The sequence below is a fragment of the Arthrobacter sp. MW3 TE3886 genome, assembly GCF_041262145.1.
Classification (GTDB): domain Bacteria; phylum Actinomycetota; class Actinomycetes; order Actinomycetales; family Micrococcaceae; genus Arthrobacter.
This window is the reverse complement of record NZ_JBGCAN010000001.1, coordinates 53,299-77,272: the sequence shown is the minus strand read 5'-3', so window position 1 is coordinate 77,272 and position 23,974 is coordinate 53,299. Positions and strand designations below refer to the sequence as shown.

At 68.0% G+C, this 23,974-nt stretch carries 24 protein-coding genes; 13 read left to right on the top strand and 11 right to left on the bottom strand.

Features of this window, described 5'->3' with window-relative positions; all coding sequences use genetic code 11:
- Window positions 1-287: 287 nt before the first annotated feature.
- The gene (locus tag ABH915_RS00375) at window positions 288-572 is read left to right on the top strand and encodes a MarR family transcriptional regulator (RefSeq protein ID WP_370116537.1); all 285 of its coding nucleotides are present in this window, start codon (window positions 288-290) and stop codon (window positions 570-572) included.
- A gap of 39 nt (window positions 573-611) precedes the next feature.
- Window positions 612-1,838, top strand: coding sequence for an MFS transporter (locus ABH915_RS00370; RefSeq protein WP_370116534.1), 1,227 nt, complete (start codon window positions 612-614; stop codon window positions 1,836-1,838).
- Window positions 1,839-1,957: 119 nt separating this feature from the next.
- On the opposite strand, the gene ABH915_RS00365 is transcribed toward ABH915_RS00370, so the two are convergent.
- The 3 genes from ABH915_RS00365 to rraA form a co-directional block, all read right to left on the bottom strand.
- On the bottom strand, window positions 1,958-3,433 hold the full coding sequence (locus tag ABH915_RS00365) for a sugar porter family MFS transporter (RefSeq protein WP_018775414.1): 1,476 nt from the start codon (window positions 3,431-3,433) through the stop codon (window positions 1,958-1,960).
- A gap of 201 nt (window positions 3,434-3,634) precedes the next feature.
- Window positions 3,635-5,293 (bottom strand): MDR family MFS transporter, encoded by a 1,659-nt coding sequence (locus ABH915_RS00360; protein WP_370116529.1) that lies wholly within the window; start codon window positions 5,291-5,293, stop codon window positions 3,635-3,637.
- 103 nt (window positions 5,294-5,396) lie between these two features.
- The gene (gene rraA / locus ABH915_RS00355) at window positions 5,397-5,873 is read right to left on the bottom strand and encodes a ribonuclease E activity regulator RraA (protein ID WP_370116526.1); all 477 of its coding nucleotides are present in this window, start codon (window positions 5,871-5,873) and stop codon (window positions 5,397-5,399) included.
- Window positions 5,874-6,028: 155 nt separating this feature from the next.
- On the opposite strand from rraA, the gene ABH915_RS00350 reads away from it, so the two are divergent.
- The 7 genes from ABH915_RS00350 (at window position 6,029) to ABH915_RS00320 (ending at window position 12,318) form a co-directional block, all read left to right on the top strand.
- The gene (locus tag ABH915_RS00350) at window positions 6,029-7,294 is read left to right on the top strand and encodes an MFS transporter (protein WP_370116523.1); all 1,266 of its coding nucleotides are present in this window, start codon (window positions 6,029-6,031) and stop codon (window positions 7,292-7,294) included.
- Between the two features lie 181 nt (window positions 7,295-7,475).
- A complete protein-coding gene (locus tag ABH915_RS00345) occupies window positions 7,476-8,033 on the top strand; it encodes a helix-turn-helix domain-containing protein (RefSeq protein ID WP_370116520.1) in 558 nt (185 codons plus the stop codon).
- Between the two features lie 303 nt (window positions 8,034-8,336).
- Entirely contained in the window at window positions 8,337-9,530 is a 1,194-nt protein-coding gene (locus ABH915_RS00340; protein WP_051533080.1) for an NADP-dependent malic enzyme, read from the top strand.
- 366 nt (window positions 9,531-9,896) lie between these two features.
- Window positions 9,897-10,232 carry a hypothetical protein gene (locus ABH915_RS00335; protein ID WP_370116518.1) on the top strand — a complete coding sequence of 112 codons (336 nt, stop codon included), beginning with the start codon at window positions 9,897-9,899 and terminating at the stop codon, window positions 10,230-10,232.
- 64 nt (window positions 10,233-10,296) lie between these two features.
- Window positions 10,297-10,797, top strand: a complete 501-nt coding sequence (locus tag ABH915_RS00330; RefSeq protein ID WP_370116515.1) for a DUF456 domain-containing protein — start codon at window positions 10,297-10,299, stop codon at window positions 10,795-10,797.
- 33 nt (window positions 10,798-10,830) lie between these two features.
- The gene (locus ABH915_RS00325; RefSeq protein ID WP_370116512.1) at window positions 10,831-11,880 is read left to right on the top strand and encodes a hypothetical protein; all 1,050 of its coding nucleotides are present in this window, start codon (window positions 10,831-10,833) and stop codon (window positions 11,878-11,880) included.
- Between the two features lie 81 nt (window positions 11,881-11,961).
- Entirely contained in the window at window positions 11,962-12,318 is a 357-nt protein-coding gene (locus tag ABH915_RS00320) for a nuclear transport factor 2 family protein (protein ID WP_026266765.1), read from the top strand.
- Between the two features lie 21 nt (window positions 12,319-12,339).
- On the opposite strand, the gene ABH915_RS00315 is transcribed toward ABH915_RS00320, so the two are convergent.
- The gene (locus ABH915_RS00315) at window positions 12,340-13,002 is read right to left on the bottom strand and encodes a LysE family translocator (protein ID WP_370116509.1); all 663 of its coding nucleotides are present in this window, start codon (window positions 13,000-13,002) and stop codon (window positions 12,340-12,342) included.
- 117 nt (window positions 13,003-13,119) lie between these two features.
- Here ABH915_RS00315 and ABH915_RS00310 point away from each other — a divergent pair, with 117 nt between their 5' ends.
- Window positions 13,120-13,575, top strand: coding sequence for an Lrp/AsnC family transcriptional regulator (locus ABH915_RS00310; protein ID WP_079555658.1), 456 nt, complete (start codon window positions 13,120-13,122; stop codon window positions 13,573-13,575).
- Between the two features lie 13 nt (window positions 13,576-13,588).
- Here the strand turns inward: ABH915_RS00310 and ABH915_RS00305 are convergent, their stop codons facing one another.
- Window positions 13,589-14,047 (bottom strand): Lrp/AsnC family transcriptional regulator, encoded by a 459-nt coding sequence (locus ABH915_RS00305; protein WP_370124900.1) that lies wholly within the window; start codon window positions 14,045-14,047, stop codon window positions 13,589-13,591.
- A gap of 332 nt (window positions 14,048-14,379) precedes the next feature.
- Here ABH915_RS00305 and gluQRS point away from each other — a divergent pair, with 332 nt between their 5' ends.
- Genes gluQRS through ABH915_RS00290 form a run of 3 tightly spaced genes read left to right on the top strand, consistent with a single transcriptional unit; the run spans window position 14,380 to window position 17,024 of the window.
- The gene (gluQRS, locus tag ABH915_RS00300) at window positions 14,380-15,315 is read left to right on the top strand and encodes a tRNA glutamyl-Q(34) synthetase GluQRS (RefSeq protein WP_370116506.1); all 936 of its coding nucleotides are present in this window, start codon (window positions 14,380-14,382) and stop codon (window positions 15,313-15,315) included.
- 9 nt (window positions 15,316-15,324) lie between these two features.
- Entirely contained in the window at window positions 15,325-16,020 is a 696-nt protein-coding gene (locus ABH915_RS00295; protein WP_370116504.1) for an HD domain-containing protein, read from the top strand.
- 2 nt (window positions 16,021-16,022) lie between these two features.
- Window positions 16,023-17,024 (top strand): NADP-dependent oxidoreductase, encoded by a 1,002-nt coding sequence (locus ABH915_RS00290; protein WP_370116501.1) that lies wholly within the window; start codon window positions 16,023-16,025, stop codon window positions 17,022-17,024.
- On the opposite strand, the gene ABH915_RS00285 is transcribed toward ABH915_RS00290, so the two are convergent.
- From ABH915_RS00285 to ABH915_RS00260, 6 genes are all read right to left on the bottom strand, one after another.
- Window positions 17,014-17,637, bottom strand: coding sequence for a hypothetical protein (locus tag ABH915_RS00285; RefSeq protein WP_370116498.1), 624 nt, complete (start codon window positions 17,635-17,637; stop codon window positions 17,014-17,016). The two genes, ABH915_RS00290 and ABH915_RS00285, sit on opposite strands and share 11 nt — an antisense overlap.
- A 29-nt stretch (window positions 17,638-17,666) precedes the next feature.
- Entirely contained in the window at window positions 17,667-18,983 is a 1,317-nt protein-coding gene (locus ABH915_RS00280; protein WP_026537917.1) for an ATP-binding protein, read from the bottom strand.
- A gap of 94 nt (window positions 18,984-19,077) precedes the next feature.
- Window positions 19,078-20,592, bottom strand: a complete 1,515-nt coding sequence (locus ABH915_RS00275; RefSeq protein ID WP_370116495.1) for an amino acid permease — start codon at window positions 20,590-20,592, stop codon at window positions 19,078-19,080.
- A 27-nt stretch (window positions 20,593-20,619) separates the two neighbouring features.
- Window positions 20,620-22,035 carry an aspartate ammonia-lyase gene (locus ABH915_RS00270; RefSeq protein ID WP_370116492.1) on the bottom strand — a complete coding sequence of 472 codons (1,416 nt, stop codon included), beginning with the start codon at window positions 22,033-22,035 and terminating at the stop codon, window positions 20,620-20,622.
- Between the two features lie 8 nt (window positions 22,036-22,043).
- Window positions 22,044-23,090, bottom strand: a complete 1,047-nt coding sequence (locus ABH915_RS00265; RefSeq protein WP_370116489.1) for an asparaginase — start codon at window positions 23,088-23,090, stop codon at window positions 22,044-22,046.
- 116 nt (window positions 23,091-23,206) lie between these two features.
- Window positions 23,207-23,902, bottom strand: coding sequence for a FadR/GntR family transcriptional regulator (locus tag ABH915_RS00260; protein ID WP_370116486.1), 696 nt, complete (start codon window positions 23,900-23,902; stop codon window positions 23,207-23,209).
- Window positions 23,903-23,974 lie beyond the last annotated feature (72 nt).

Genomic DNA, 23,974 nt, shown 5'->3' with positions numbered 1-23,974 from the left:
CGCGTTGCACCGACCAGTTGACTTTGCCCGGGTTTTAACGACCAGGAGTGATAGGGCAACGGGGCTTCTTGACCATTAGGTAGCCTAACTGTTAGGCTACCTAACTATGAACGCCAGTGATCCGGCCGACCCCGGGCTCCTTGCTCTCGCCGAGGACTTCCGCGAGGCCCTCCGCCACAGCATCTATCTCGTCCGCCGCCTGGACGCCGACGGCGAGCTCAGTGCCGCCCAGCTCAGCATGCTCAAGATGCTGATGGACGCCGGAACCGCGCGCGGGCGGCGTCAGGGTGGGCGAAATCGCCCGGAACCTCGGCGTCAAGGTGCCCAGCGCCACCGAGCAGATCATCAAGCTCGAGCGCGCCGGCCTCGCCCGGCGGGAACCGGACCCCGACGACTCCCGTGCCGTCCGGGTCACCCTCACGGACGCCGGCCTCGCCGCCGTCGCATCCGCCAATGAGCGCCGCAACACCGTCATGGCCGGCGTCCTCTCATCCCTTTCGGACGAAGACCGCGCAGCCCTCGCGGCCGCTCTCCCGGTCATCGGCAGGATCAACGCGACGCTCCTGGCCTGATCTTCACCCAACAATTCCAATCACTTAGGAGTGCCCCCCATGCACGGCCACCCCGCCGACACCCTGCCGGCCGCGGAAGTAACCCTCGAGGCCGAGAAGGCCTCACTGCTCAAACAGCCCAAGGCGGTGTGGGCGACGGCCCTCGCGGCGGTGTTCGCCTTCATGGGGATCGGGCTGGTGGACCCCATCCTGCCGGCGATCGCCAAGAACCTGGACGCCTCGCCGAGCCAGGTGTCGCTGCTCTTCACGAGCTATTTCCTGGTGACGGCCGTCGCCATGCTGATCACCGGCTACGTCTCCTCCCGGATCGGCGGGAAGCGGACGCTGCTGATCGGGCTGGCGGTCATCGTCGTGTTCGCCTCCCTGTCCGGCACGTCGGGCAGCGTGGCTGAGCTCATCGGCTTCCGCGCCGGCTGGGGGCTGGGCAACGCCCTGTTCGTGGCCACGGCGCTGGCCGTGATTGTCGGCGTCGCAAGCGGCGGCGCCGGCACGGCGATCATCCTGTACGAGGCCGCCCTCGGCCTGGGCATTTCCCTCGGCCCGCTCCTGGGTGCACTGCTTGGCGGCTGGCAGTGGCGCGCCCCGTTCTTCGGCACGGCCGTGCTGATGGCCTCCGCGTTCATCGCACTCATTGCCCTGCTGCCCAAGACTCCGCTGCCCGATCGGAAAGTCCGGCTCCGGGATCCGCTGCTGGCCCTGGGGCACAAGGGACTGCGGACGACGGCGGCCAGCGGCCTGTTCTACAACTACGGCTTCTTCACCGTCCTCGCCTTCACGCCCTTCATCCTCGGCATGGACGCCTACGGGATCGGCGGGGTGTTCTTCGGCTGGGGTGTGGCCGTCGCACTCTTCTCGGTCTTTGCCGCCCCCGTGCTGCAGAACCGCTTCGGAGCCGTGCGGGTCCTCACCGGCACCCTGGTCCTGCTGATGCTCGACCTCGTGGGACTGGGCCTGGCCGCCGGGTACTCGGTGCCCGCCGTCGTCGTCCTCGTGGTCATTTCCGGGGCGCTCCTGGGCATCAACAACACCATCTACACGGAGCTGGCCATGGGTGTGTCCGATTCGCCACGGCCGGTGGCCTCGGCCGGCTACAACTTTGTGCGCTGGATGGGCGGCGCCCTGGCGCCGTTTGCCGCCGCGCAGCTGGGCGAACACTTCGGCCCGCAGGTGCCCTTCTTCGCCGGTGCGCTGGCCATGGTGGCGGCCATCGCGGTGGTCTTCGGCGGACGCCGCTACCTGGCCGCGCACGAGCCGCACGTGGTCTAACAACGCCCGGCTTAGCGCCGAGCCCGTCGACAAAGAACGCCCATGTTTCCGCGGAAACATGGGCGTTCTCTGTCATCTCGCCGAGTGCAACGCTGACGTCACGTCACACCGGCACCGGCTCAGGCCCTGGCGGACTCTTTCGCGGATTCCTTGGCGGCTTCCTTTGCCGATCCCTTGGGAACGAACAGGGTTTCGGCCTGCTCCAGGGACATGCCGTTGGTCTCCGGCACCTTGAACATGACGAAGAAGAACGACGCCGCCGCGAACAGCGCGTACATGGCGTACGTCAGCGGCAGGGAGGCCGCCGCCATGACCGGGAAGCTCAGGGTGATGGCGAAGTTGGCGATCCACTGCGCGGCCGCGGCCAGGCCCAGGGCCCGGGCGCGGATCCGGGACGGGAAGATCTCCCCCAGCAGTACCCAGACCAGCGGTCCCCACGAGGCGCCGAAGCTGATGACGAAGACATTGGCGGCGACCAGCGCGGCCGGACCCCACGCCCCGGGCAGCGAGATCGCGTCCCCGGACCCGGTAGCCGAGCCGAAGGCCAGCGCCATGGTGCCCAGCGAGAGGGCCATGCCGATGGAGCCCGCCAGCATGATGGGACGGCGCCCGATCCGGTCCACCAGGGCGATTGCCACGAGCGTGACCAGGATGTTGGTGATGGCGGTGGCCACGGAAATCGTGAGTGAATCCTTTTCCTGGAAGCCCACGGCCTTCCACAGGGTGGTGGAGTAGTAGAAGATCACGTTGATGCCGACGAACTGCTGCAGCACGGACAGGATGATGCCGATCCAGACCACCGGCTGCAGGCCCAGGGCCTTGCCGCGCAGGGATCCCTTCTGGCCGGCGAGCTTGTCCTCATCGATGGCCTTCTTGATGTCGCGCAGGTGCCGGTCCGAGTCCTCGTCCGGGGCGATCGACGTGAAGACCTTGAGGGCCTCCTCGTCCTTGCCCTGGAACACCAGGAAACGCGGCGATTCGGGCAGGGTGAAGGCGATCCAGCCGTAGACGACCGCGGGGACGGCGGCGGCCATGAACATCCAGCGCCAGGCTTCCAAACCAAACCACAGGGCCTGGTCCGCGCCGCCGGCCGACGTCGCGAATACGGCGTCGGAGAGCAGGGCGGCGAAGATGCCGGTGGTGATCGCCAGCTGCTGCAGCGAGGCCAGGCGGCCGCGGACGTGGCGGGGGGAGATTTCGGAAATGTAGGCCGGCGCGATCACCGAGGCCAGGCCGATGCCGAGCCCGCCCACCAGGCGCCAGAAGATCAGGTCCCAGACGCCGAACGCGAATCCGGTGCCGATGGCGCTGACGAGGAACAGCAGCGCACCGACCTTCATGGCCGGGATCCGGCCGTAGCGGTCGGCAATCTTGCCGGCCAGGTAGGCGCCTGCCGCGCAGCCGAGAAGGGCCACGGCGACGGCGAAGCCGGTCACGGCCTCGCTGAGGGCAAACTCGTCCTTGATCGCGTCGACGGCTCCGTTGACGACGGAGGAGTCAAAGCCGAAGAGGAAGCCGCCGACGGCGCCCGCTACGGCCAGCCAAATGACCCTTTTCGGGATCTTGGCGGCGGTCTGGTCATGGGTGGTGGTCATACGGCTCCCTTGGCAGTTCGCGGTCCACGGCCTTCGCCGCAACTACCCAGTCTTACACCCGACCCGGCGTGCCCCCTGTCACAACCACCGGAAAGTGAGACGAAACATACACTTTGCAGCTGCTGCGGCGGGGGCAGACGACGACGGCAGGCAGTCCGGAAGACTGCCTGCCGTCGTCGTGTTCCAGCCCTCGGGACCGCCCTAGTGGGCGGCGGCCACGGCACCCTCCCGGGCGACCGTCTTCGGGTCCGTGAGTTTCTTGTTCGGCAGGGCGAACGTGATCAGGAAGGCGATGCCGGTGAGCACAGCGGCTGTGAGCATGACGGCGTCGATCGACTGCGCGAACCCCTCGGTGATGGGGCGCGTCAGTGTCGCGTTGGCGGTGTGCAGCCAGCTGGTGTCGTTGAGCGAATCGTTGCTGGCACCGTTATTGAAGAACTCGTAAAGCTTGGCGTTGGCAGGGTCGGCCGCCACTGCCGGGTCCTTGAGCACCTTGAGGTAGTCGGCATTCTGCGCGGCGTCCTTCATCCCCGTGGCGATCTTGTCCGCCGCGAGGCTGAAAAGCATCGAGATAAACACGGCCGTGCCAACCGCGCCGCCCATGGAGCGGAAGAACGCGGCAGAGGACGTGCCCACTCCCATGTCCTTCGATGGCACGGAGACCTGCATGGCCAGCGTCAGCGGCTGCATGCAGAAACCCAGTCCCAGGCCGAAGAACACGGCGATGGCGCCCGGGACCCACAGCGGCGTGTCCACGCCGAGGGAGAGGCCCATGACGACGGCGGCCACCGTCAGCGTGGCGGTGCCCAGGATCGGGAAGATCCGGTAGGTGCCCGAGGCTGAGATGGTCCGGCCCGCCGTGATGGAGCCGGTGAGGATGCCCACGGTGAAGGTGATCATCATCAGGCCGGCCTCGGTGGGGGTCAGGCCCTTGACCAGCTGCAGGTACATCGGCAGCATCGCGATGGCGCCGAACATGCCGATGCCGATGATGAAGTTCAGCAGCGAGGACAGGCCGAAGGTGACGTTCTGGAACAGCCGGAGCGGGATCAGCGCATAGTCGCCGGCTCGCCGTTCGGCCAGCAGGAACGCGATAATGCCCACGACGCCCAGTCCGTAGCAGAGGTAGGAGTTCGCGGAGCTCCAGCCCCAGGTACGGCCCTGTTCGGCCACGAGGAGGAGCGGCACAATGGCCAGCGTGATGGCCGCGGCGCCCCAGTAATCGATCTTCTGCTTCACGTGCTTGGCGGGGAGGTGCAGGTACATGAACACCACCGTGAGGGCCGCGAGGCCGATCGGGATGTTGATCAGGAACACCCAGCGCCAGCCGTCGATCCCGAGGATGGTTTCGGTGCCTGCGAAGGCGCCGCCGATCACCGGACCCAGGACGGAGGAGATGCCGAAGACCGACATGAAGTAGCCCTGGTACTTGGCCCGGTCCTTGAGCGGCACGATGTCGCCGATGATGGTCAGGGCGAGGGCCAGGAGGCCGCCGGCGCCCATGCCCTGGATGCCGCGGGCAATGGCGAGCTCGGTCATCGAGTGGACCGAGCCGGCGTAGAGCGAACCGGCGAGGAAGATCACGATGGCGATGAGATACAGCGGGCGGCGCCCGAAGATGTCGCTGAGCTTGCCGTAAAGCGGCGTGCTCACCGTGGAGGTGATGAGGTAGGCGGTGGTGGCCCAGGCCTGCAGGGAGAGGCCGTCGAGGTCGTTGGCGATCGTGTAGATCGAGGTGGACACGATCGTCTGGTCCAGCGAAGACAGGAACATGCCGAGCATGAGTCCCACCATGACGGTGATGGTCTGACGGTGGGTCAGGACCTCTCCCGCGGCGCGCGCGGAGGTGGTTTTGGACATGACTGCTCCAAGGTGAAGTGTGGGGATCAAGCGGATAGTTGCTTTCAGTAACTATGTTACTGGCAGAATTGTTCCCGCCACGACCTCAGAGCGAAGAAAGTCCTTAGCGTTCGACCAGAATTCCGTCCGGATCGCACCAGATCATCGCACCGGGGCGGATGGCCACGCCGTCGATCTCCAGGGGAACGTCGATTGCCCCGGCGCCGTCCTTGGCGCTCTTGCGCGGGTTGCTGCCCAGTGCCTTGACCCCGAGCGGCAGCCCCGCGATGGCGAGCCGGTCCCGGATGGCGCCGTTGATGACGACGCCGGCCCAGCCGTTCGCGACGGCGCTCGCCGCGATCATGTCCCCCATCAGCGCCGTGCGGAGGGAGCCGCCGCCGTCGACCACCAGCACGGAGCCGTGGCCCGGAGTGGCCAGCACGGACTTGACCAGCGCGTTGTCCTCAAAACACCGAATGGTCCGGACCGGCCCGCTGAAGTGCGTGTGCCCGCCCAGGGACTGGAACTGCACCGACACGGACTCCAACTCCCCGCCGCGCTCGTCGTATAGGTCTGCAGTATTGAGGACGGAAGCGTTCACGGTGACTCCTTGGGTAATAACCGGATGACCTGGCTGAGCGGGTTGGCAGCGTGTTTCATGACCGAGACTCGCACATTGCACCCAGATCTGCCGAGTCCCGGTAGTCTGGCTCCGCACTGATTACATATGCCTGATCATCAGTTCCAGGGGGAGCCATGAGCATGTCCGATACCACCGCGCCGGCGCTCGCCGAACCCGAACGCCGCGTCACGCCTGTCTGGACGGCAGGGGTGGTATTGGTCAACGTCGGCATCAACGCGGCGTTCTTCGGCCCGCTCCAGGTGCTCCTCGGCCAACAGGCGGCAGCCTTCAGCGAACCGGACAAGGAAGCCATCCTCGCCCTCGTGACGGGTGCGGGTGCGGCCGTCTCCCTGGTCGCCAACCCCCTCTTCGGCGCCTTCAGTGACCGGACCACCGCGCGCCGGGGCCGGCGGGTGCCGTGGGTGCTCTTCGGCGCCGTCCTGGGTGCAGCGGCCCTGATAGCGCTGGCTGGCGCCCCTGGCGTCGCCGCCATGACGCTGCTCTGGTGCCTCGTCCAGGCCGGCTGCAACGGCGCCTACGCGGCCATCACGGCGGCCATCCCGGACCGCGTGCCCGTGCCCCAGCGCGGCACCGTCGGCGGACTGGCCGCCATGGGCCAGACAGCGGGAATCCTGGCCGGGGCGGTGATCGCCGCCGCCGTCGCCGGAAACTTCGCCGCGGGGTACGTTGTCTGCGCGGTGGCGCTGCTCGCCGGCGTCGTGCTCTATTACTTCAAGAACGACGACGTTCCGCTGCCTGCGCAGGCCCGTCCGCCGTTCAGCCTGGGCGGCTTTATGCGGGGCTTTTGGATTTCCCCGGCCCGCTACCCGGATTTTGCCTGGGCCTGGCTGACGCGGCTCCTGGTGAACATCGGCAACCACATGGTCACCCTCTATCTGCTGTTCTTTCTCAACGACGCCGTCCGGGTCCGCGAAACCCAGGGCATCGAGCCCGCGTTTGGTGTCCTGATCCTCACGGGCCTGTATGCGGTCATGGTGATCATCACCAGCGTGGTCGGGGGCCGGCTGAGCGACCGGCTGGGCCGCCGGAAGCCGCTGGTCATCATCTCCTCCGCCGTGATCGCCGCGGCCTCCCTCATTCTTGCGTTCGCTCCCACCTGGCCGGGTGCGCTGATCGGCGCGTCCGTGCTCGGCGTCGGCTTCGGCTGTTATCTGGCGGTGGACTTTGCCCTCATTACCCAGGTGCTGCCCACGGCCCTGAACCGGGGCAAGGATCTTGGCGTCATCAACATCGCCAACTCGCTGCCGCAAGTGCTCGCCCCGCTGATCGCCTACCCCTTTGTTGCCTTCTGGGGTGGCTATGTTGCGCTGTATGTGGCGGCCGCCGTGATTGGGCTTCTGGGCGCCGTGTTCGTGGTGAAGATCAAGGGAGTGGACTGAGCCGCCCGGGTTCCGTTCAGGGGTATCCGGGGCCCCGGTCCACTCGCTGGGCGCCCGGATTCGTGGCGTATAGTGGACGGCAATTGCCGCGGCAGCGCGGTGGGCGGATCGCGCCCGGCTGCCGAGAAAAACGACCCCCGGAACGCTGCTGATGCCTGATTTTCACTCAGATCTTCCACCGATGGCCCCTCCACCCACTCTGCCCCGGCAGCGGCTCCGTTACGTGCGGATCCTTGACGTTGCCGCGGGGTTTGCCCGCAAAGACCTGGACTCTGTGGTCCTGTCCGTGGTGGCGGCCAAGGCGGACGTGCCACTGGGGACGCTGTACCGCTACTTCCCGTCGGCCACCCAGCTGGTCCTGGCGCTGTACCGCAAGCAACTGGGCGAACTGCTCGCGGGGAGCTCGCCCGCGGCGGGCAAGGTCGCGGCCCAGGCCCTCGCGGGAGTGGTGATGGAGATCTTCCATATGCGCCTGATGCAGCCCGCCGTGGAGCAGTCCCTCAACCGGGCGGTCTACGTCAAGGACAACGACACCACGCGGCTGCTGCGCGAGATCGATGCCACGGCCGAGAAGGCTGTGACGGCGGCGTGCGGCGACCCGGCAGTGGCCCGGGTCCTGCTGCTGACGGTCACGGGCCTGGTCCAGGCCGTCCGCTGCCGCCGGCTGTCGCTCTTCGAAGCGGAGGAAGACCTGAAGAAGGCCTGTTCCCTCCTGCAACGGGCCCCGCAGGCCGCGTAACTGGTCTAGACCAGCGGCCCGTTTTATGCTCTCCCATGCGTGATCCGGGTCACATATTCTGGAGAAGAAACGTTTCACCACGGCACTTTAACGCTCCGCGCCGGCGTAACGGGTGCGATGCCCTGTTTACCATTGCTGGACCGGATGCCGGCTGACGCCAGCAAACCGGGGCATCACCGGCGACCGCCACCTTTGGTCGCCGCCGCCCCTGCCAGACCAACTTGAGCATCCTTGCTTGAGCTTCCATGAGCCGTGCGCCCACGGTGAGCCCCAGGAGACAACGACGTGTCCACTGAAACGATCATTCCCGCCGATTCCACCTCCCCGGCTGAGGCAGTAGCCGTGCTCAGCGACGAGGAGATCTTCGCATCCCACGAGGGCGGCAAGCTGTCGATTTCCAGCACCGTCCCGCTCGCCAGCAAGCGCGACCTCTCCATCGCCTACACCCCTGGTGTCGCCCAGGTCAGCCGAGCCATCCACGCCAACCCGGAGCTCGCCAAGACGCTCACGTGGGCCCAGCGCCTCGTGGTGGTGGTCAGCGACGGCACGGCCGTGCTGGGGCTGGGCAACATCGGCGCCAGCGCCTCGCTGCCCGTGATGGAGGGCAAGTCCGCGCTGTTCAAGGCCTTCGGCGAACTCGACTCCATCCCGCTGGTCCTCAACACCACCGACGTCGACGAAATCATCGAGACACTTGTCCGGCTGCGCCCCAGCTTCGGCGCCGTCAACCTCGAGGACATCGCCGCGCCCCGCTGCTTCGAACTCGAGGAGAAACTCATCGAAGCGCTGGACTGCCCTGTCATGCACGATGACCAGCACGGCACCGCCGTCGTGGTTCTCGCTGCCCTGACCAACGCCGCCAAGGTGACCGGCCGGACCCTCGACAGCCTGCGCGTGGTGGTCTCCGGCGCCGGAGCCGCCGGGATCGCCGTCGCCGAAATCCTGCTGACGGCCGGGATCGGCGACGTCGTCCTCCTCGACTCCCGCGGCACCATCAGCAAGGACCGCGCGGACATCGCGGCCGATCCGGCCAGCAAGAAGGCCCAGCTCGCCGCCCGCAGCAACCCGCGGGGCGTCACCGGCGGCCCGGGGGAGGCCCTGCTCGGCGCCGACGTGTTCGTCGGCGTCTCCTCTGCCAAGCTGGACGAGGAGCACCTCAAGCTGATGAACCACAGCTCGATCGTGTTCGCCCTGTCCAACCCGGACCCTGAAGTCCTGCCCGAGGTTGCGAGCAAGTACGCGGCCGTGGTCGCCACCGGACGCAGCGACTTCCCGAACCAGATCAACAACGTCCTGGCCTTCCCCGGCATCTTCCGCGGCGCCCTCGACGCCGGCGCGCGCCGGATCACGCCGGCCATGAAGCTCGCCGCGGCCCGGGCCATCGCGGAACTGGCCGAGGATGACCTTTCCGCGGACTACATCGTGCCCAGCCCGCTGGATCCGCGCGTGGCCCCGGCCGTCTCCGCCGCAGTCGCCGCGGCGGTGGCCGCCGGGTAGCCGGACCGCGTCAGAAGGCATCCGAACCCGGTCGACGACGGCGACGCTTCCCTTGGGGGGGAGCGTCGCCGTCGTCGTTCGGCGGGAAACGATCAGCCCTCGGTCCGGAATCCGGAAAATTCGAGTATTGACTACTCGGGCTGCAGGCCACCGTGCCGCCCTACGCTGGGCTCAGCATTCCAGCCGCAGCGGACCCCACGGCCTGCTGCGGAGGTCTGCCGGCTGGGCGGGGAATTTAAGTCTCACTTCACACCAGGCATCCGGAAGCTCCGGGTCGCGGCTGTGGACTTTCCGCGGCCCAAACACCGGTGTCACGAGCAGTTCGCGGCACCGGGACCGTTTCCGATTCGTGAGAAGGAGCAGGACATGAAGAAGTTGCTAGCGGCGGGGGCCATCGCAGGACTTGTTCTCTTGGGCGGGGGGTTGGCGCCCGCCAACGCGGCCCCGCCGGAGGGCCAGCTTTGTCCGGAGTGGGATACCGGCAGAATAAGCGTGGCCGACGGCATCAAGTCGCTGGAGATCACCGCCCCCGACGGTCTGGAGATCATCGCGGTCTGCGTCAAGGCCGGCTCGGCCAATCAGGGCCTCGGCGCTCAGATTGACTACTTCTATTCGAGCCAGCTGTCGGTGACAATCTCGCACTACTCGGGCAAGGACATCTCGCATTACTCCGTCTTGTACGGCGAGCCGTCCGGAAGCTAGGAGCCGGCAGCCTCCGGCCCGGGGCCGTCAACGGCGGCCCCGGGCCCGGCCATAGACTGGGGCGATGAATCCCGAGATTGTCGTGACAGTGCTCTGCGGCCTCGCCATCGTGGTGGGCGTTGCCGGGACGATCATTCCCGTTTTGCCCGGCAGCATCCTGATCGGGGCGAGCCTGCTTGCCTGGGCCCTGTGGGGCGGCGCCGGGACCACCGGTTGGGTGGTCTTCGGGATCGGGATGATGTTCGTTCTGGCCGGCATGGCCGCCAGTGCCGTCCTGACCGGCCGGAAGCTCAAGGAGCACAGCATCCCCAGCCGTTCCGTGGTGGTGGGCCTCGTGCTGGGCGTGGCCGGCATGTTCGTCATCCCCGTGGTGGGGCTGTTTGTGGGCTTCGCCGCCGGGCTCCTGCTCAGCGAGCTGCAGCGCACCCGCGTGTTCGGCACCGCGGTGGCCTCGAGCTGGGCCGCGCTGAAGGCCACGGGCCTGGGCATGATCGCGGAATTCGGCCTCGCCTGCCTCGCCGCGAGCACCTGGGTGATCGGCCTCTGGGTGGCCTCGGCCGCCTAGCAGCGGCCTGCCGGAGCCTACTACCATGGGGGAATGAGCGCCGGACTTGGCGAATCCGCCCCCCAAATCCACGACGACCAGAATCCCGCTGGCCGGCTTGTTGACGGCCAAAGTCCCGACGGCCAGCGCAGGCCGTACACGGACACCCGCGACCTGACGCCGTTCCGCAAGGTTGTGGTCCGGACACCCGTCCGCGGCCTGGCCGGGACCGTCGGCGGCGCGGTGGCCGGACTCATGGCAGGCCGGGCCCCCGGGACGCTGGCCGCCGAAGGCGGGGTGCCCCGCCTGGGCAGGGTCGGGGGCCGGACGTCCGCCAAGAGAATAAAGGCCGTGCACTCCGCCGTCTTCGGCAGCACCGATCCTGACCGCCTGATTACCCTGGCCCGCGCCTACCCCGGCTGGGCCGGGGTCTGCTACCTCATGGCCGGGCTGCTGGCGTACGCCCACGGCGGGCATCTGCGCGCGTCCGAACTCCTGCAGCACGGCCTGAGACTGCGGAACGACGAGGACGCCAACCGCTACGCCGGCGTGTACCTGGCCGGCGTGGTCACCAGGGTGGAGGTGGCCGAACGGATCGAGGTTCCGGTGCTCTTCTCCGAGGAGGCCGTGTTCCTGGCCCTGTCGCATTCCCTGCGCGAGACCGGCCAGACGGAGGCGGCACTCGCGGCGCTGGCCGGGCTGCCGCCGTCGTTGCCGCTCGCCCTGGGGCGCTGTTCGCTGGAGGCCGAGCTGGGACGCGACGTCGACGTGGTGGCAGAGACCGAAGGCCTGCTGAACGCGGACGATCTGTCCGCGGCGCTGCTGCTGGTGCGGGCCCGGTCGCTGCGCAGGCTGGGAGCCTACACCGCCTCCCGCTCGGCCCTGCAGGAAGTCCTGCGGCGCAGGAAGACCGACTTCACCCTCCGCAGCGACGCGCTGACGGACACCGCCCTGCTCCTCCTCGAGGCGGGCCGCAAAACCCTGGGTGGCCGGGACTGGCAGCGCCACAAACCGGCACAGCTGGAGGCCGTGAAAGCCATCCGCAAGGACGCCGAAATGCACGAACGCTGGGACCGCGAATACGGGCGCGCCGACGACGACTGACAGGCTTCCAGGCCCGGCCACGGCCAAATCCACGTATTCACTACTCTTGCGGGCCCCATGGGCGGGGAGTAAAAACGAGGCATGAGAGATGCGGTGGAGCGCTGGATGCAGCACTACATCACGGCGTGGACGACGAACGATCCGGAGGACATCCGGGCGCTGTTTACCGAGGACGCCATCTATGCAACCAGCCCCCAGGAAGCCGAACCGTGGCGGGGCCGGGACGATATCGTGGAGCACTGGCTTGCCGGGCGCGATGAGCCGGACGACTGGACGTTTGAGTGGAAGCTGCTGGGGGTCGACGGCGGCCGGGCATTCGTGCAGGGCCTGACGACATATCGCGGCAACAGCCGGAGCTATGACAACCTGTGGGTGATTCAGTTGACCGCGGACGGCCGCGCATCGTCCTTCACCGAGTGGTACATGCAGCGCAAGTAGCCCTGAGGCGGATGCGCTCCCTTACGCGCGGGCCATGGCTGCGCTGACGGCGGGCACGATCTGCTCGGCGAGCAGCGTCGCGCCCAGGGCCAGCATGATGATCCCGCTGGCCAGCGTCACCTGGCGCGCTGCGCCCGGCCTGGCCTGGAGCAGTTTCCGCGCCAGGAGTGCCACGCAGCTGTAGATGACGCTCACGAGCAGGATGAAGGTCAGCCCGAGCAGTCCCGACTGGACCGGAACCGGCCATGCGGCGTCAGGGCTGACGAACTGCGGCACCAGGGCCACGAAGAACAGTAGGCCCTTGGGGTTGATCCCGCTGATGCCCATACCTTGGAGGAAGACCCGGAACTGGCTCGCGGGTGCGGCAGTACCGGGAGTCGAGGTGCCGGTGCTGAAGCTGGCCCCGCGCCAGGACCGCACGGTGCTGAAGCCCAGCCACAGCAGGTAGAGGGCGCCTGCGGCCGTCAGCCAGCCCAGCACGCCGGGCATTCCGGCCAGCAGTGCCGCCAGTCCCAGCACCAGCAGCGCCGTGTGGAGGACGTAGCCGCCGCAGAGCCCGGCGACGGCGGGCGCGAAGCTGCGCTGCCTGAGCCCGGCCGCGATCGAATAGGCCCAGTCGACGCCGGGGGTGCATGCCAGGGCGACGGCGACAACCAGGAAGGCGAGGAAAAGCTGGGGGTTCATGGCGGGCTCCAGGGGTGCGGCACCTCGTGGCGGGTACAAGGAAAACTCTAGGTAAATTCGGCCGGGAAGTGCTCGCCTATTTACCGAGGAATCGCCGATTGTGGGTAAGATAATTGCGTGATTGACGCCATTGACAGAAGTATTTTGCGTTACCTTAAGTCGGATGGCCGGATGACTGCCACGGCCCTGGCTGCCAAAGTGGGGCTGACCGTGGCCCCGTGCCATCGCCGGCTGCGGGATCTGGAGGCCGCCGGGATCATCCGGGGCTACCGGGCGGACATTGATCCGGCCGCCGTGGGCCTCGGTTTCGAGGCGATCGTGTTCGTGACCCTGCGGCAGGTGGACCGTTCCACCATGGAGATCTTCGAAAGCCGGGTGGCCGGCAATCCCAACATCGTCGAGGCCCAGCGGCTCTTCGGGTCGCCGGATTACCTGCTCAAGGTCATCGCGGAGGACCTGCCGTCCTACCAGCGCTTCTACGACAGCGAACTGACCTCGCTGCCCGGCGTCGAGCGCCTGACGTCAACGCTGGTCATGAAGAACCTGAAGGCCAACGCCGGCCCGCCGGTCTAAACGAGCCCGTCGCTCAGGCGCCGAGCAGCCCCGTGGTCCGGTAGGGAATGACCTCGCGCAGGAACATGCTCGTTGAGGTCCGGACGATTCCGGGGCACAGCCGGATTTCCTCGGACACGCGGTAGAGATCGTCCGGACTCTTGGCCACCACCCGGATCAGGAGATCCGTGTCGCCGGCCGGTGCGTGGCATTCGAGCACTTCCGGGATATTGCGCAGGGCGGCGATCGCTTCGTTGAGGTGGCTCTGGTCCAGTTCCGCGCTGACCGCGGCCGCCACGCCGCGGCCCAGGGCGGCCGGCAGTACCCGGCTGCTGTTCGGCCGGAGCGCGCCCGACGCCGACATCCGCTCCAGGCGGGATTGGACGGTGCCGCGGGCCAGGCCCAGCTTCTGCGCCAGCACCATGACCGGCACGCGGGGATCTTCGTCCAGCGCGGCGAGGATCCGCCGGTCCGTCGCGTCGAGCTCCTGCAAAATGACCACTTCCTGTTCACTGTCACGGCTGTAGTTGATCAGATTGGCCACTCCGGCGCCGGTCCGTTGCACCAACTGTATGTCTTCTGCTCAAATGGTGACAACAAGGGGACGGGGCCACCGCCACGATCCCGAAGGCTACGGACATCCCGGCACACCACCCGGGCTCCGGACGAGGCTCCCGCAGGGAACCGGCCGCTGATTGACTCTTGTTCACGCATCGTCACTCCGCACAACGCACCCGCGGCAAGAGCCCCTGAGCCACCGACGTCGGATTTCCGAAGTCATCGGTAGCTGAGGGGCTCTTGTGCTGCTCCGCATAGGCTAGTCACATGACTTCAGCTGGCCGTTTCGCCCCCAGTCCCTCCGGCGAACTGCACGTGGGCAACCTCCGCACGGCCATCCTGGCGTGGTTGTTCGCCCGGTCCGGGGGCCGGCGGTTCCTGCTGCGGGTGGAGGACCTGGACCGTGCCCGCGCCGGCGCCGAGGCCGAGCAACTCCGCGACCTTGCGGCGATCGGCGTGAGCTGGGACGGCGGCGTCGTGCGCCAGACAGAGCGTGAGCACCTGTATAACGCGGCCATCGCGGAGCTGACGGCGGCCGGCCTGACCTATGAGTGCTTCTGTACCCGCCGCGAAATCCAGGAGGCCCCCTCCGCGCCGCACGCTCCGCTGGGCGCCTACCCGGGAACCTGCCGGAACCTTAGCGGCAACGAGCGCGAGGCCAAGCGGGCCGCCCGGCCGCCGGCTGTCCGGCTCCGCTCCACCGTGGCCGAGGTGACGGTGCGGGACGTGCTGCACGGCGGCTACACCGGGGTGGTCGACGACTTCGTGCTCCGGCGCAACGACGGCGTGACCGCCTACAATCTCGCCGTGGTGGTGGACGATGCCGCGCAGGGCATCGACCAGGTGGTCCGCGGGGACGACCTGCTGCCGTCCACGCCGCGGCAGGCATATCTGGCGACGCTGCTCAATATGCCTGTTCCGGAATATGCGCATGTGCCGCTGGTACTGAACGCCGACGGCGCCCGGCTGGCCAAGCGCGATGGCGCCGTCACGCTCGCCGACATGGCGCTGGCCGGGGTGGGCGCGGACCAGGTCCGGGACACGCTGCTGGCCTCCCTCGGCCTCCCGCCGGGCCGGCTCGAAGAGGTACTGGCCGCCTTTGACCCGGCCACCCTGCCGCGCGAGCCCTGGGTGTGGCCCGGGGTGCCGGGAGCGCATCCGGGAACCGGCCTGCGGACAGGGACGGACAGCCGCGGCGCGTAGGCTGGATTCATGACCGAGCCCGCACACCCTCAGCCCCGCTTCACTGTCGAGACAGCCAAGGTCCTGGCCGAGGTGGCCCACAACCGCCAGAAGGACAAGCTCAAGCGGCCATACCGGGAGCACGTGCTCGCCGTCGGGGACGCCCTGGCGGATTTCGACGACGACATCCGGATCGCCGGATACCTCCACGACATCGCCGAGGACACCCCCATGACGCGGCAGGCGCTGTTGGACATGGGGGTCTCCGAACGTGCCGCGAACATCATTGAGCGGGTCACGAAACGCCTGCATGAGAACCCCGACGACTACCAGGCCGGCATCCGGTACATCGCCGAGGACCACGACGCCACGCTCGTGAAGATTGCCGACAACGCGCACAATTCGCTCCCCGAACGGGTCAAGGCGCTGGCCGAAAAGTGGCCGGACAAGCCCCCGGTCACCCGTTACGACGACGCCCGCCCGGTGCTCTACGCCGCCGTCCCTGTCGAGGAAACCCGGAAAATCCTGGCCCGGATCAATCCCTGGCTGTTGAACGAACTCGACGACATGCTCGACGAGGCGGACGACACGGACTACGAGTTCCTCTCCTACGACGCCCCGGAAGCAGACACGGCAGCAGACGCGGCTGCAGGAGACGCGGAAGCAGGCGCGGCTGCAGGAGACGCGGCGGCTGCGCCCGGCGAAACCGGGTCCGCGCGGGACTAAGCATGCGTGCCTACGTCCTCACACGCTACGGCGGCCCGGATGCCATGGAACTCCGGGACGTTCCGGCTCCCCAGCCCGGCCCGGGTGACGTCCGGATCAAGGTCGCCGCGGCCGGGCTGAACCCGGTGGACTTCAAGTTCCGCCGGGGCGCGCTCCGTCCCATCAGCCATGTCCGCCTGCCGATCGTTGCCGGCTGCGAACTCGCCGGGACAGTGGAGGCAGTCGGACCCGGGCCCAACCGCTTCGCCATCGGCGACCGGGTTTACGCCCGGGTGGACAAGGCCAGGCTTGGAGCGTTCGCCGAGCTGGTGTGCGTGCAGCAGGAATTGGTCGCCGCCATGCCGGCGTCGCTCGGATTCGCCGAGGCCGCGGGACTGCCGCTGGCCGGACTCACGGCGCTCCAGGCCCTCCGCGATGAACTCGGCGTGGGCCGCGGCACCAGGCTCTTCATCTCCGGCGGCGCCGGCGGGGTGGGAACACTCGCCATCCAGCTCGCCAGGTACTTCGGGGCCCAGGTCACCACCACGGCATCGGCCCGCGGCGAGGCGCTGGTGAGCCGGCTGGGGGCGGACGCCGTCGTCGACTACAGCCGGGAGGATTTCGCCGCGGTGCTGCACGGGTTCGATGCGGTCTTGGACCTGGTCGGCGGCGTGACACTCAGGGATTCCTTCCGCATCCTTAGGCCCGGCGGCCGGGTGGTATCCATCGCCGGCGTTCCCGAGCCGCTCACCGCGACGAAAGACCTGGGCTCCCCGCCGATGATCACCGCCGCGTTCTGGCTCATGAGCATGGGCCTCCGCCGCCGCGCCCGCAAGGCGAAAGCCAGCTACCGCTACCTGTTCATGCACCCCGGCGGGGATGATCTGCGCACCCTGGCGGCCCTCGTCGACGCCGGCCACGTGCAGCCGGTCATGGACCGCACCTACCCGTTCGCGGAAATTGCGGAAGCCTTCGCCGCGCTCGAACAAGGCCACGCCAAGGGCAAGATCGTCGTCACCTTCTAGTGGCTCCCGGCTGCCGGGCCCGCCACAGCAGGCCGATGTACACCAGGTCAAAGACGCAGCAGAGCATCCCCACGCCCAGGATGAGGGGTGAGTTGCCGTACCAGCCGAGGGCGATCGTAGGCGCGAGGGTGCCGATCCACTTGGCCACGGCGATCAGCAGGGTCTGGCCGCGTGAGCCGCCACGGGCGGCGAACATGGCGATGAACAACCCGGACATCAGCAGGTTCTGCAGGAAAGCCGCATAGCGGGCCGCGTCGTCCCAGCCGAACTGGACGACGAACAGCAGCTGCACCGCGAAGGACGTGACACCGAGCAGGAGCGCCCAGCCGATGAACAGCCGCCGCGTCACCCAGCCCGGCAGCTCGGAACGGCCGAACTTCAGGAAGGTATACACAATCACGACGTCGGCCAGTCCCCACGCGATATTGAAGACCCCCTGGGCGGTGATTCCCGTCGCGAGGGAGCGCGCGGCGTAGATGGCCTCCCAAGCGAAATTCAGGGCCAGCGCGGCGGCCGGGATCGCGTAGCTCCGGTCCTTGAAGCCGATCCGGATGGCATCGACGTAGACCGCGGTCCAAGCCAGGCCGCTCACAATCGTGAGAAACAGGATCACGCAGCCACCTCGGCTCAGCTACACAGCTTCTACACCCGGCCCAGGGCGTCGATGTCCTCGAGGAAGTCCTGGTGCACCTCATCGCTGACCGTGGTCCGGGTGTCGCGGATGGCATCGAGGTAGTCCTGGGTCGAGGGGCCCTTCCGGACAGCCGCGCGGGAGGCGGGATCGCCCCCGGACGCTGCGCCGCCGTCGTCGTACACCGCTTTTTCGAGAGCCCGCTGGGAGGCGCTGCGGGCCGCGTACTCAATGTCCGCGGGGGAGAAGCCCTCGGTGCGGTCCACCAGGAGCTCGACGTCGACGTCGTCCACGACGGCAACGGGGATGAAGCGCTGCCACATGGCCTCGCGGGCCTGCCGGTCCGGCAGGCCGATCGGGATGACGTAATCGAACCGGCCATGGCGCAGGAACGCCGAATCCAGGGCACGGATGAAGTTGGTGGCGCAGACCAGGAGCCGGCCGGGCTGTTCGCGGAAGGCGGGGATGATTTTCAGGAGCTCGTTCGTGACGCCCTGCAGGGGAGAGGGCGGTTCGCCCGAGCGCTGCGCGGCGATCTCCTCGACTTCGTCGATGAAGACCACAGCGTGCTCCAGTTCGGCGATTTCCAGGAACGTCTCGCGCAGCGCCCCGGCCAGTCCCTTCGGATCGGCGGCCAGCCGGGAGGGGAAGACCTCCACAAACGGCCACTCAAGCCGGGACGCGATCGCCTTGGCGAAGGTCGTCTTGCCGGTACCGGGCGGACCAAACAGGACGACGGCCCGCGGCGGCACTACACCGTATTCGTCGGCGAGGTCAGCTTCGGCGAGCGGAAGGACCAGCCGGCGTTCCAGGAGCTCCTTTTCGAGGCGCATGCCGGCCACGTTCTCCCACAGGTCACGGGCCAGGATGCGGCCGCCCAGCAGGCTCAGGGGTTCCAGTTCCTGGCGCTGGACCGGGATTTTCCGTTCGAAGTAGCGCAGGTTCTTCTTCAGCGCGAAGCCGCGGCCCAGGAAGGCCTCCACCCGGGTTTCGGATTCCGGCATCAGGGCCGAAAGTTTATTAAGCCCGTGCGGTGCCATCCGGTTCTCGACCGCGGCCAGCAGCGAGGTGCCGATCCCGCGGCCCCGGAATTCGGGCAACGTGGCCAGGAAAACGATCCAGCCCTGGTCATGGGCGGCCCGTCCGACGGCGGCGCCCACCACCTGTTCGCCCTGCACCGCGACGACGGCGTGGTCCTTCTCGCACGAGGCCAGGACCTCCGAGAGCGCGTAGACGGGCTCGACATTTGATTCTTTGAGCGACTCCCAGAGGTGCAGGATGCCGTCGAGGTCGGCCGAATGGAAATCCCTGATTCGCCAATTGGTCATGAGCTGTCTCCCGGGTGGTTCGTCGCTGAGCCATGTTGAGTCCTCCGCTGAGCATATGCGAACCGCGTGCACGAGAGGTTGCGGGGACGTTGCGTTACGCGGAGGCCGCGATTTCCAGGATGCGGTGCCGGCAGAGGCGCCAGCCGAGCATCAGGAGCGGGACGATGACCACGAGGGAGGCGATGGTCCACGTTCCTACGGGCGAATCGAATGCCATGAGGACCAGCACCGCCAGCAGAAAGGCCAGGGTGATCCAGCCCGTCACGGGTGCGCCCGGCATGCGGAACGCGGGCCGAAGCAGTTCCCCGCGGGCCGCGAGACGGGCCAGCTGCATCTGGCACAGGACGATCATGGCCCACGTGCTGATGATGCCCAGCGATGCGACGTTCAGGACGATCTCGAAGGCCTCGGCCGGCACCAAGGCGTTCAGGATCACGCCCAGGACAGCCACGGCGGCCGTGAGGGCGATGCCGCCGTAGGGGACGCCGGACTTGTTCATCCGGGCCGCGAATTTCGGAGCAGAACCGGAAATGGACATTGAACGCATGATCCGTCCGGTGGAGTAGAGGCCCGCGTTGAGCGAGGACAGCGCCGCGGTGAGGACCACGAGGTTCATGATGGCGTCCACGCCGTCCACCCCAATGGAGCCGAAGAACGTCACGAAGGGGCTTTCGCCGGCCTTGTAGGAGCTGTAGGGCAGCAACAGGGAGAGCAGCACGAGCGAGCCGACGTAGAACACCGCGATGCGCACGATCACCGTGTTGATGGCCCGCGGCATGATCTTCTCGGGGTTTTCGGTCTCGCCGGCGGCGGTGCCGATCAGTTCGATCGAGGCGTAGGCGAAGACGACGCCCTGCATCACCACGATGGCCGGCAGGAGGCCGTGGGGGAACATGCCGCCGTTGTCCGCGATGAGGCTGAAACCGACCTCCTGGCCGGCCACGGGCGTGCCGAAGATGACGAAGTAGATGCCGACGAGAAGGAAGGACACGAGCGCCACGACCTTGATGAGCGCGAACCAGAATTCCAGCTCGCCGAACACCTTCACGCTGATCAGGTTCAGGCCCAGGACCAGGATCAGGGCGGCCAGCGCCCACGCCCACTGCGGCACGTCCGCGATGGGCGCCCAGTACTTCTTGAAGAAGTTCATGTACAGCGCGACGGCGGTGATGTCCACGATCGCGGTCATGGCCCAGTTCAGCCAGTACAGCCAGCCGGTGACGAACGCGGCCTTCTCGCCGAAGAATTCGCGGGCGTAGGAGACGAAGGAGCCCGACGACGGCCGGTGCATCACGAGTTCGCCGAGAGCGCGCAGGATCATGAAGGCGAAGAACCCGCAGACGGCATAGCTGATGATCAGGGCCGGTCCGGCGGTGGCGAGCCGGCCGCCGGCACCCATGAACAGGCCGGTACCGATGGCGCCGCCGATCGCGATCATCTGGACCTGCCGGGGTTTGAGGCCCTTGTGATAGCCCTGGTCCTCGGCGTGGAGCGCGGCCTCCGTGGCGTGGGCGTGTGCCGGAATGGTGTGGTCGGAGACCGTCTGCTGCTGGGACTGCTGTTGTTGGGCGGGCTGATTTTGGGCGCGGGCAGTGTCAGGAGAAGTCATGGGGGTCCTTCGGGGTTCGGAGGTGCGCTACTTGCTCAGGTTGGCCAGGCGTTGCGGGCTGAGGAGGCTGGCGAGCTGCTCGGCGGTGAGCAGGCCGTGTTCGAGCACGAGTTCCGCGACGCCTTTGCCGGTGGCGAGGGCTTCCTGGGCGATGGCCGTGGCCGTGGCGTAGCCGAGTTGCGGGTTCAGGGCGGTGACGAGGCCGATGGATTGTTCCACGGTGAGGCGGAGGTGTTCGGTGTTGGCGGTGATGCCCCGGACGCAGCGGGCCGTGAGGGTGCGGCAGGCGGCTTCCAAGTGGGAGATGCTCTTGTGGAGGCTGTGGACGATGATGGGTTCGAAGGCGTTGAGCTGGAGCTGGCCGGCCTCGGCGGCCATGGTGATGGTGACGTCGTTGCCGATCACCTCGTAGGCCACCTGGCTGACCACTTCCGGGATGACCGGGTTGATCTTGCCGGGCATGATCGAGGAGCCGGACTGCACCGCGGGGAGGTTGATCTCGCCGAAGCCGGCCCGCGGGCCGGAGGAGAGCAGCCGGAGGTCGTTGCAGATCTTGGAGAGTTTCACGGCGACGCGCTTGAGTACGCCGGAGAGGTGCACGAAGGCGCCGACGTCCTGCGTGGCCTCGATCAGGTCCACTGCGGTGATCAGCGGCAGGCCCGTGATCTCGGCCAGGTGCCGGCAGGCGGCCTCGGCGTACCCGGCGGGGGCGTTGAGGCCCGTGCCGATCGCGGTGGCGCCGAGGTTGATTTCGTGGATCAGCAGGTCGGCTTCGGCCAGGCGGAGCCGGTCCTCGCCGATCGTGACGGCGTAGGTGCCGAATTCCTGGCCGAGCGTCATGGGGACGGCGTCCTGGAGCTGGGTGCGGCCCATCTTCACCACCGTGCGGAACTCGAGGGCTTTGGCGGCAAAGGCGTCTTCGAGTTCGGTGAGGGCCTGGAGCAGTTCCCGGGCCGCGAAGATCGTGCCGAGCTTGACCGCTGTGGGGTAGACGTCGTTGGTGGACTGGCTGAGGTTGACGTGGTCGTTGGGGTGCAGCCGGGCGTAGTCGCCCTTCGGGTGCCCGAGGATTTCCAGGGCCCGGTTGGCGATGACCTCGTTGGCGTTCATGTTCGAGGAGGTCCCGGCGCCGCCCTGGATGACGTCGACGACGAATTGCTCGCTGAGTTTGCCGTTCATGACCTCGGTGCAGGCTTCCTCGATGGCGGCGGCGCGCCCGGCGTCGAGCAGTCCGAGCTCGTGGTTGGTGCGGGCGGCGGCGAGTTTCACGGCGGCCAGCCCGCGGACCAGGTGCATGTTGGAGGACAGCGGCTGGCCGGTGATGGGGAAGTTCTCCACGGCCCGGAGGGTGTGGACGCCCCAGTAGGCGTCGGCGGGAACGTCCCGGTCACCCAGGAGGTCGTGTTCGGAGCGGAATTCTGCGCGTTCGTCGAGCGAGGTCATGGCGGTCCTTAAAGGGCGTCGGGGGCGGGGGAGATCTTGGGGACTGCGAGGAAATCGGTGGCCTGCAGCAGCCCGACGGGCCGGCCGCCGCCCAGGACTGGGGTGGCGGCGAGGCGCGCCAAGGGGGAGGTGTCGACGCCGAGCGCGGCCAGGACCCGGACGGTGACGGGCATCCGGGCGCGGTCACCGCCGTCGGAGACCTTCACGGCAAGGGCGCGGCCGTCCGGGAGGCCCACCAGCTGGACGCCCTCGAATCCGTCCTTGGCAAGCAGGCCGGGGACCAGGCGCATCAGCGCGGTGACGTCCCGATCCTCGCCCGCAACCATCTCGGGGTGGCGGCGCATGGCGCGGCCGACGACGGCTTCCGCTTCGCCGGATCCGCCCGCGGCAGCCGCCGCCAGCTGACCGAAGGCACGGGCCATGCCGTGCAGCGTGAGCGCAAAGAGCGGGGTGCCGCAGCCGTCGGTGGTGGTGCGCTGGGGGACCTCGCCGGTCAGGTCCGCCACGGTCCGGGCCACCAGCTGCTGCAGCGGGTGCCCCGGGTCCAGGTAGCCCTGGACCGGCCAGCCGTTGATGACGCAGGTGGCCGCCATGGCGGCATGCTTTCCGGAACAGTTCTGGGTCAGTTGGGTGGCCTGGCCGCCGCCGCCGAGCCAGTCTTCGCGCTCGCGGGCGCCGTAGGGGAGGTCGGTGCTGTTCTCGAGGTCCGCGGGCGTCAGGCCGTGCAGGTCCAGGATGCGCCGGGCGCCCTCACGGTGGCTGGCTGCGCCGGAATGGCTGGCGGCGGCGAGGGCGAGGAGTTCGTCCGGGAGGTCCAGCCCGGCGCGGACCATGGCCACGGCCTGCAGGGGCTTCAGGGCGGACCGCGGGTAGAACGGGGCAAGGGGCTCCCCGGCAGTCAAAAGGATCTGGCCGTCCGCTGCGGTGGCGATGACCGAGCCGTAGTGGACACTCTCGACCAGACCGTCCCGGGTCTGGACCGCCAGCGGGACGTGCTGCGGCAGCCGCTCCGGGGCCAGCGGGGTCGGGGTGTTGGCAAGGGCAGGGGAAGTCATTGCGTCCTTTGTCGGTGGATCGATGCGGCTGTGGTGGCTGGTCACGCTGTTGGTGCTGGCTTCGTTGGTGCTGACCCATTGCTGACGGCATTGCTCGCGGCACCAGGAGCCTGACGTCAGGCGTTGAGGATCGAGTCGAGGGCAATGCCAACGGCGTGCAGATGCTGGCTCATGGCGATGCGGGCCGTCGCCGCGTCGCCGGCTTCGATCGCGGCCAGGATGCGCCGGTGCTCCTCGTCGGACGCGTGCTGGCGGTCCGCCACCATGTTCAGGGTCTCGGACTGGTGGGCGAGGGCGTCCCGGATGTCGGCGACGACGTTTTCGAAGACCTTGTTCCGGCTGGCCCGCGCGATCAACGCGTGGAAGCTGGAGTCCAGGCCCACCCACACTTCGGGGTCGTCCTCGCCGCTCATCGCGGCAACGATGTCGCGCAGCGTTGCCAGCTCCTCGGCCGAACGGCGTTCTGCTGCCAGCCCGGCGGCAGGAACTTCGATATGGGGGCGTGCCTCCGTGAGGTCGCGGGCCGAGTATTGGCCCAGGACCAGGTCCTTGGCCACGCGGTTGGCGACGACGAACGTGCCCCGTCCGGTCCTGGTGACCGTCAGGCCAAGGGCGGTGCAGGAGCGCAAGGCCTCGCGGACCACGGATCGGCTCACGCCGTACTGCTGGGCAAGGGTGGCCTCGGAGTTCAGCTTGGCGCCGACGCCGAGCTTGCCGGATTCGATTTCGGCGCGGAGGACGTTGAAGACGGCTTCGGCGGCGCTGAGGCGAGCCAAAGGCCGTCCTGCTGTCCGGCTGTCTGACAGGTTCACGCTTTAAAACATGGCAGGGATCACACCGGGGTGTCAAGTGTGACGGCGGCCCCGGGGTGTACGGGGCCGCCG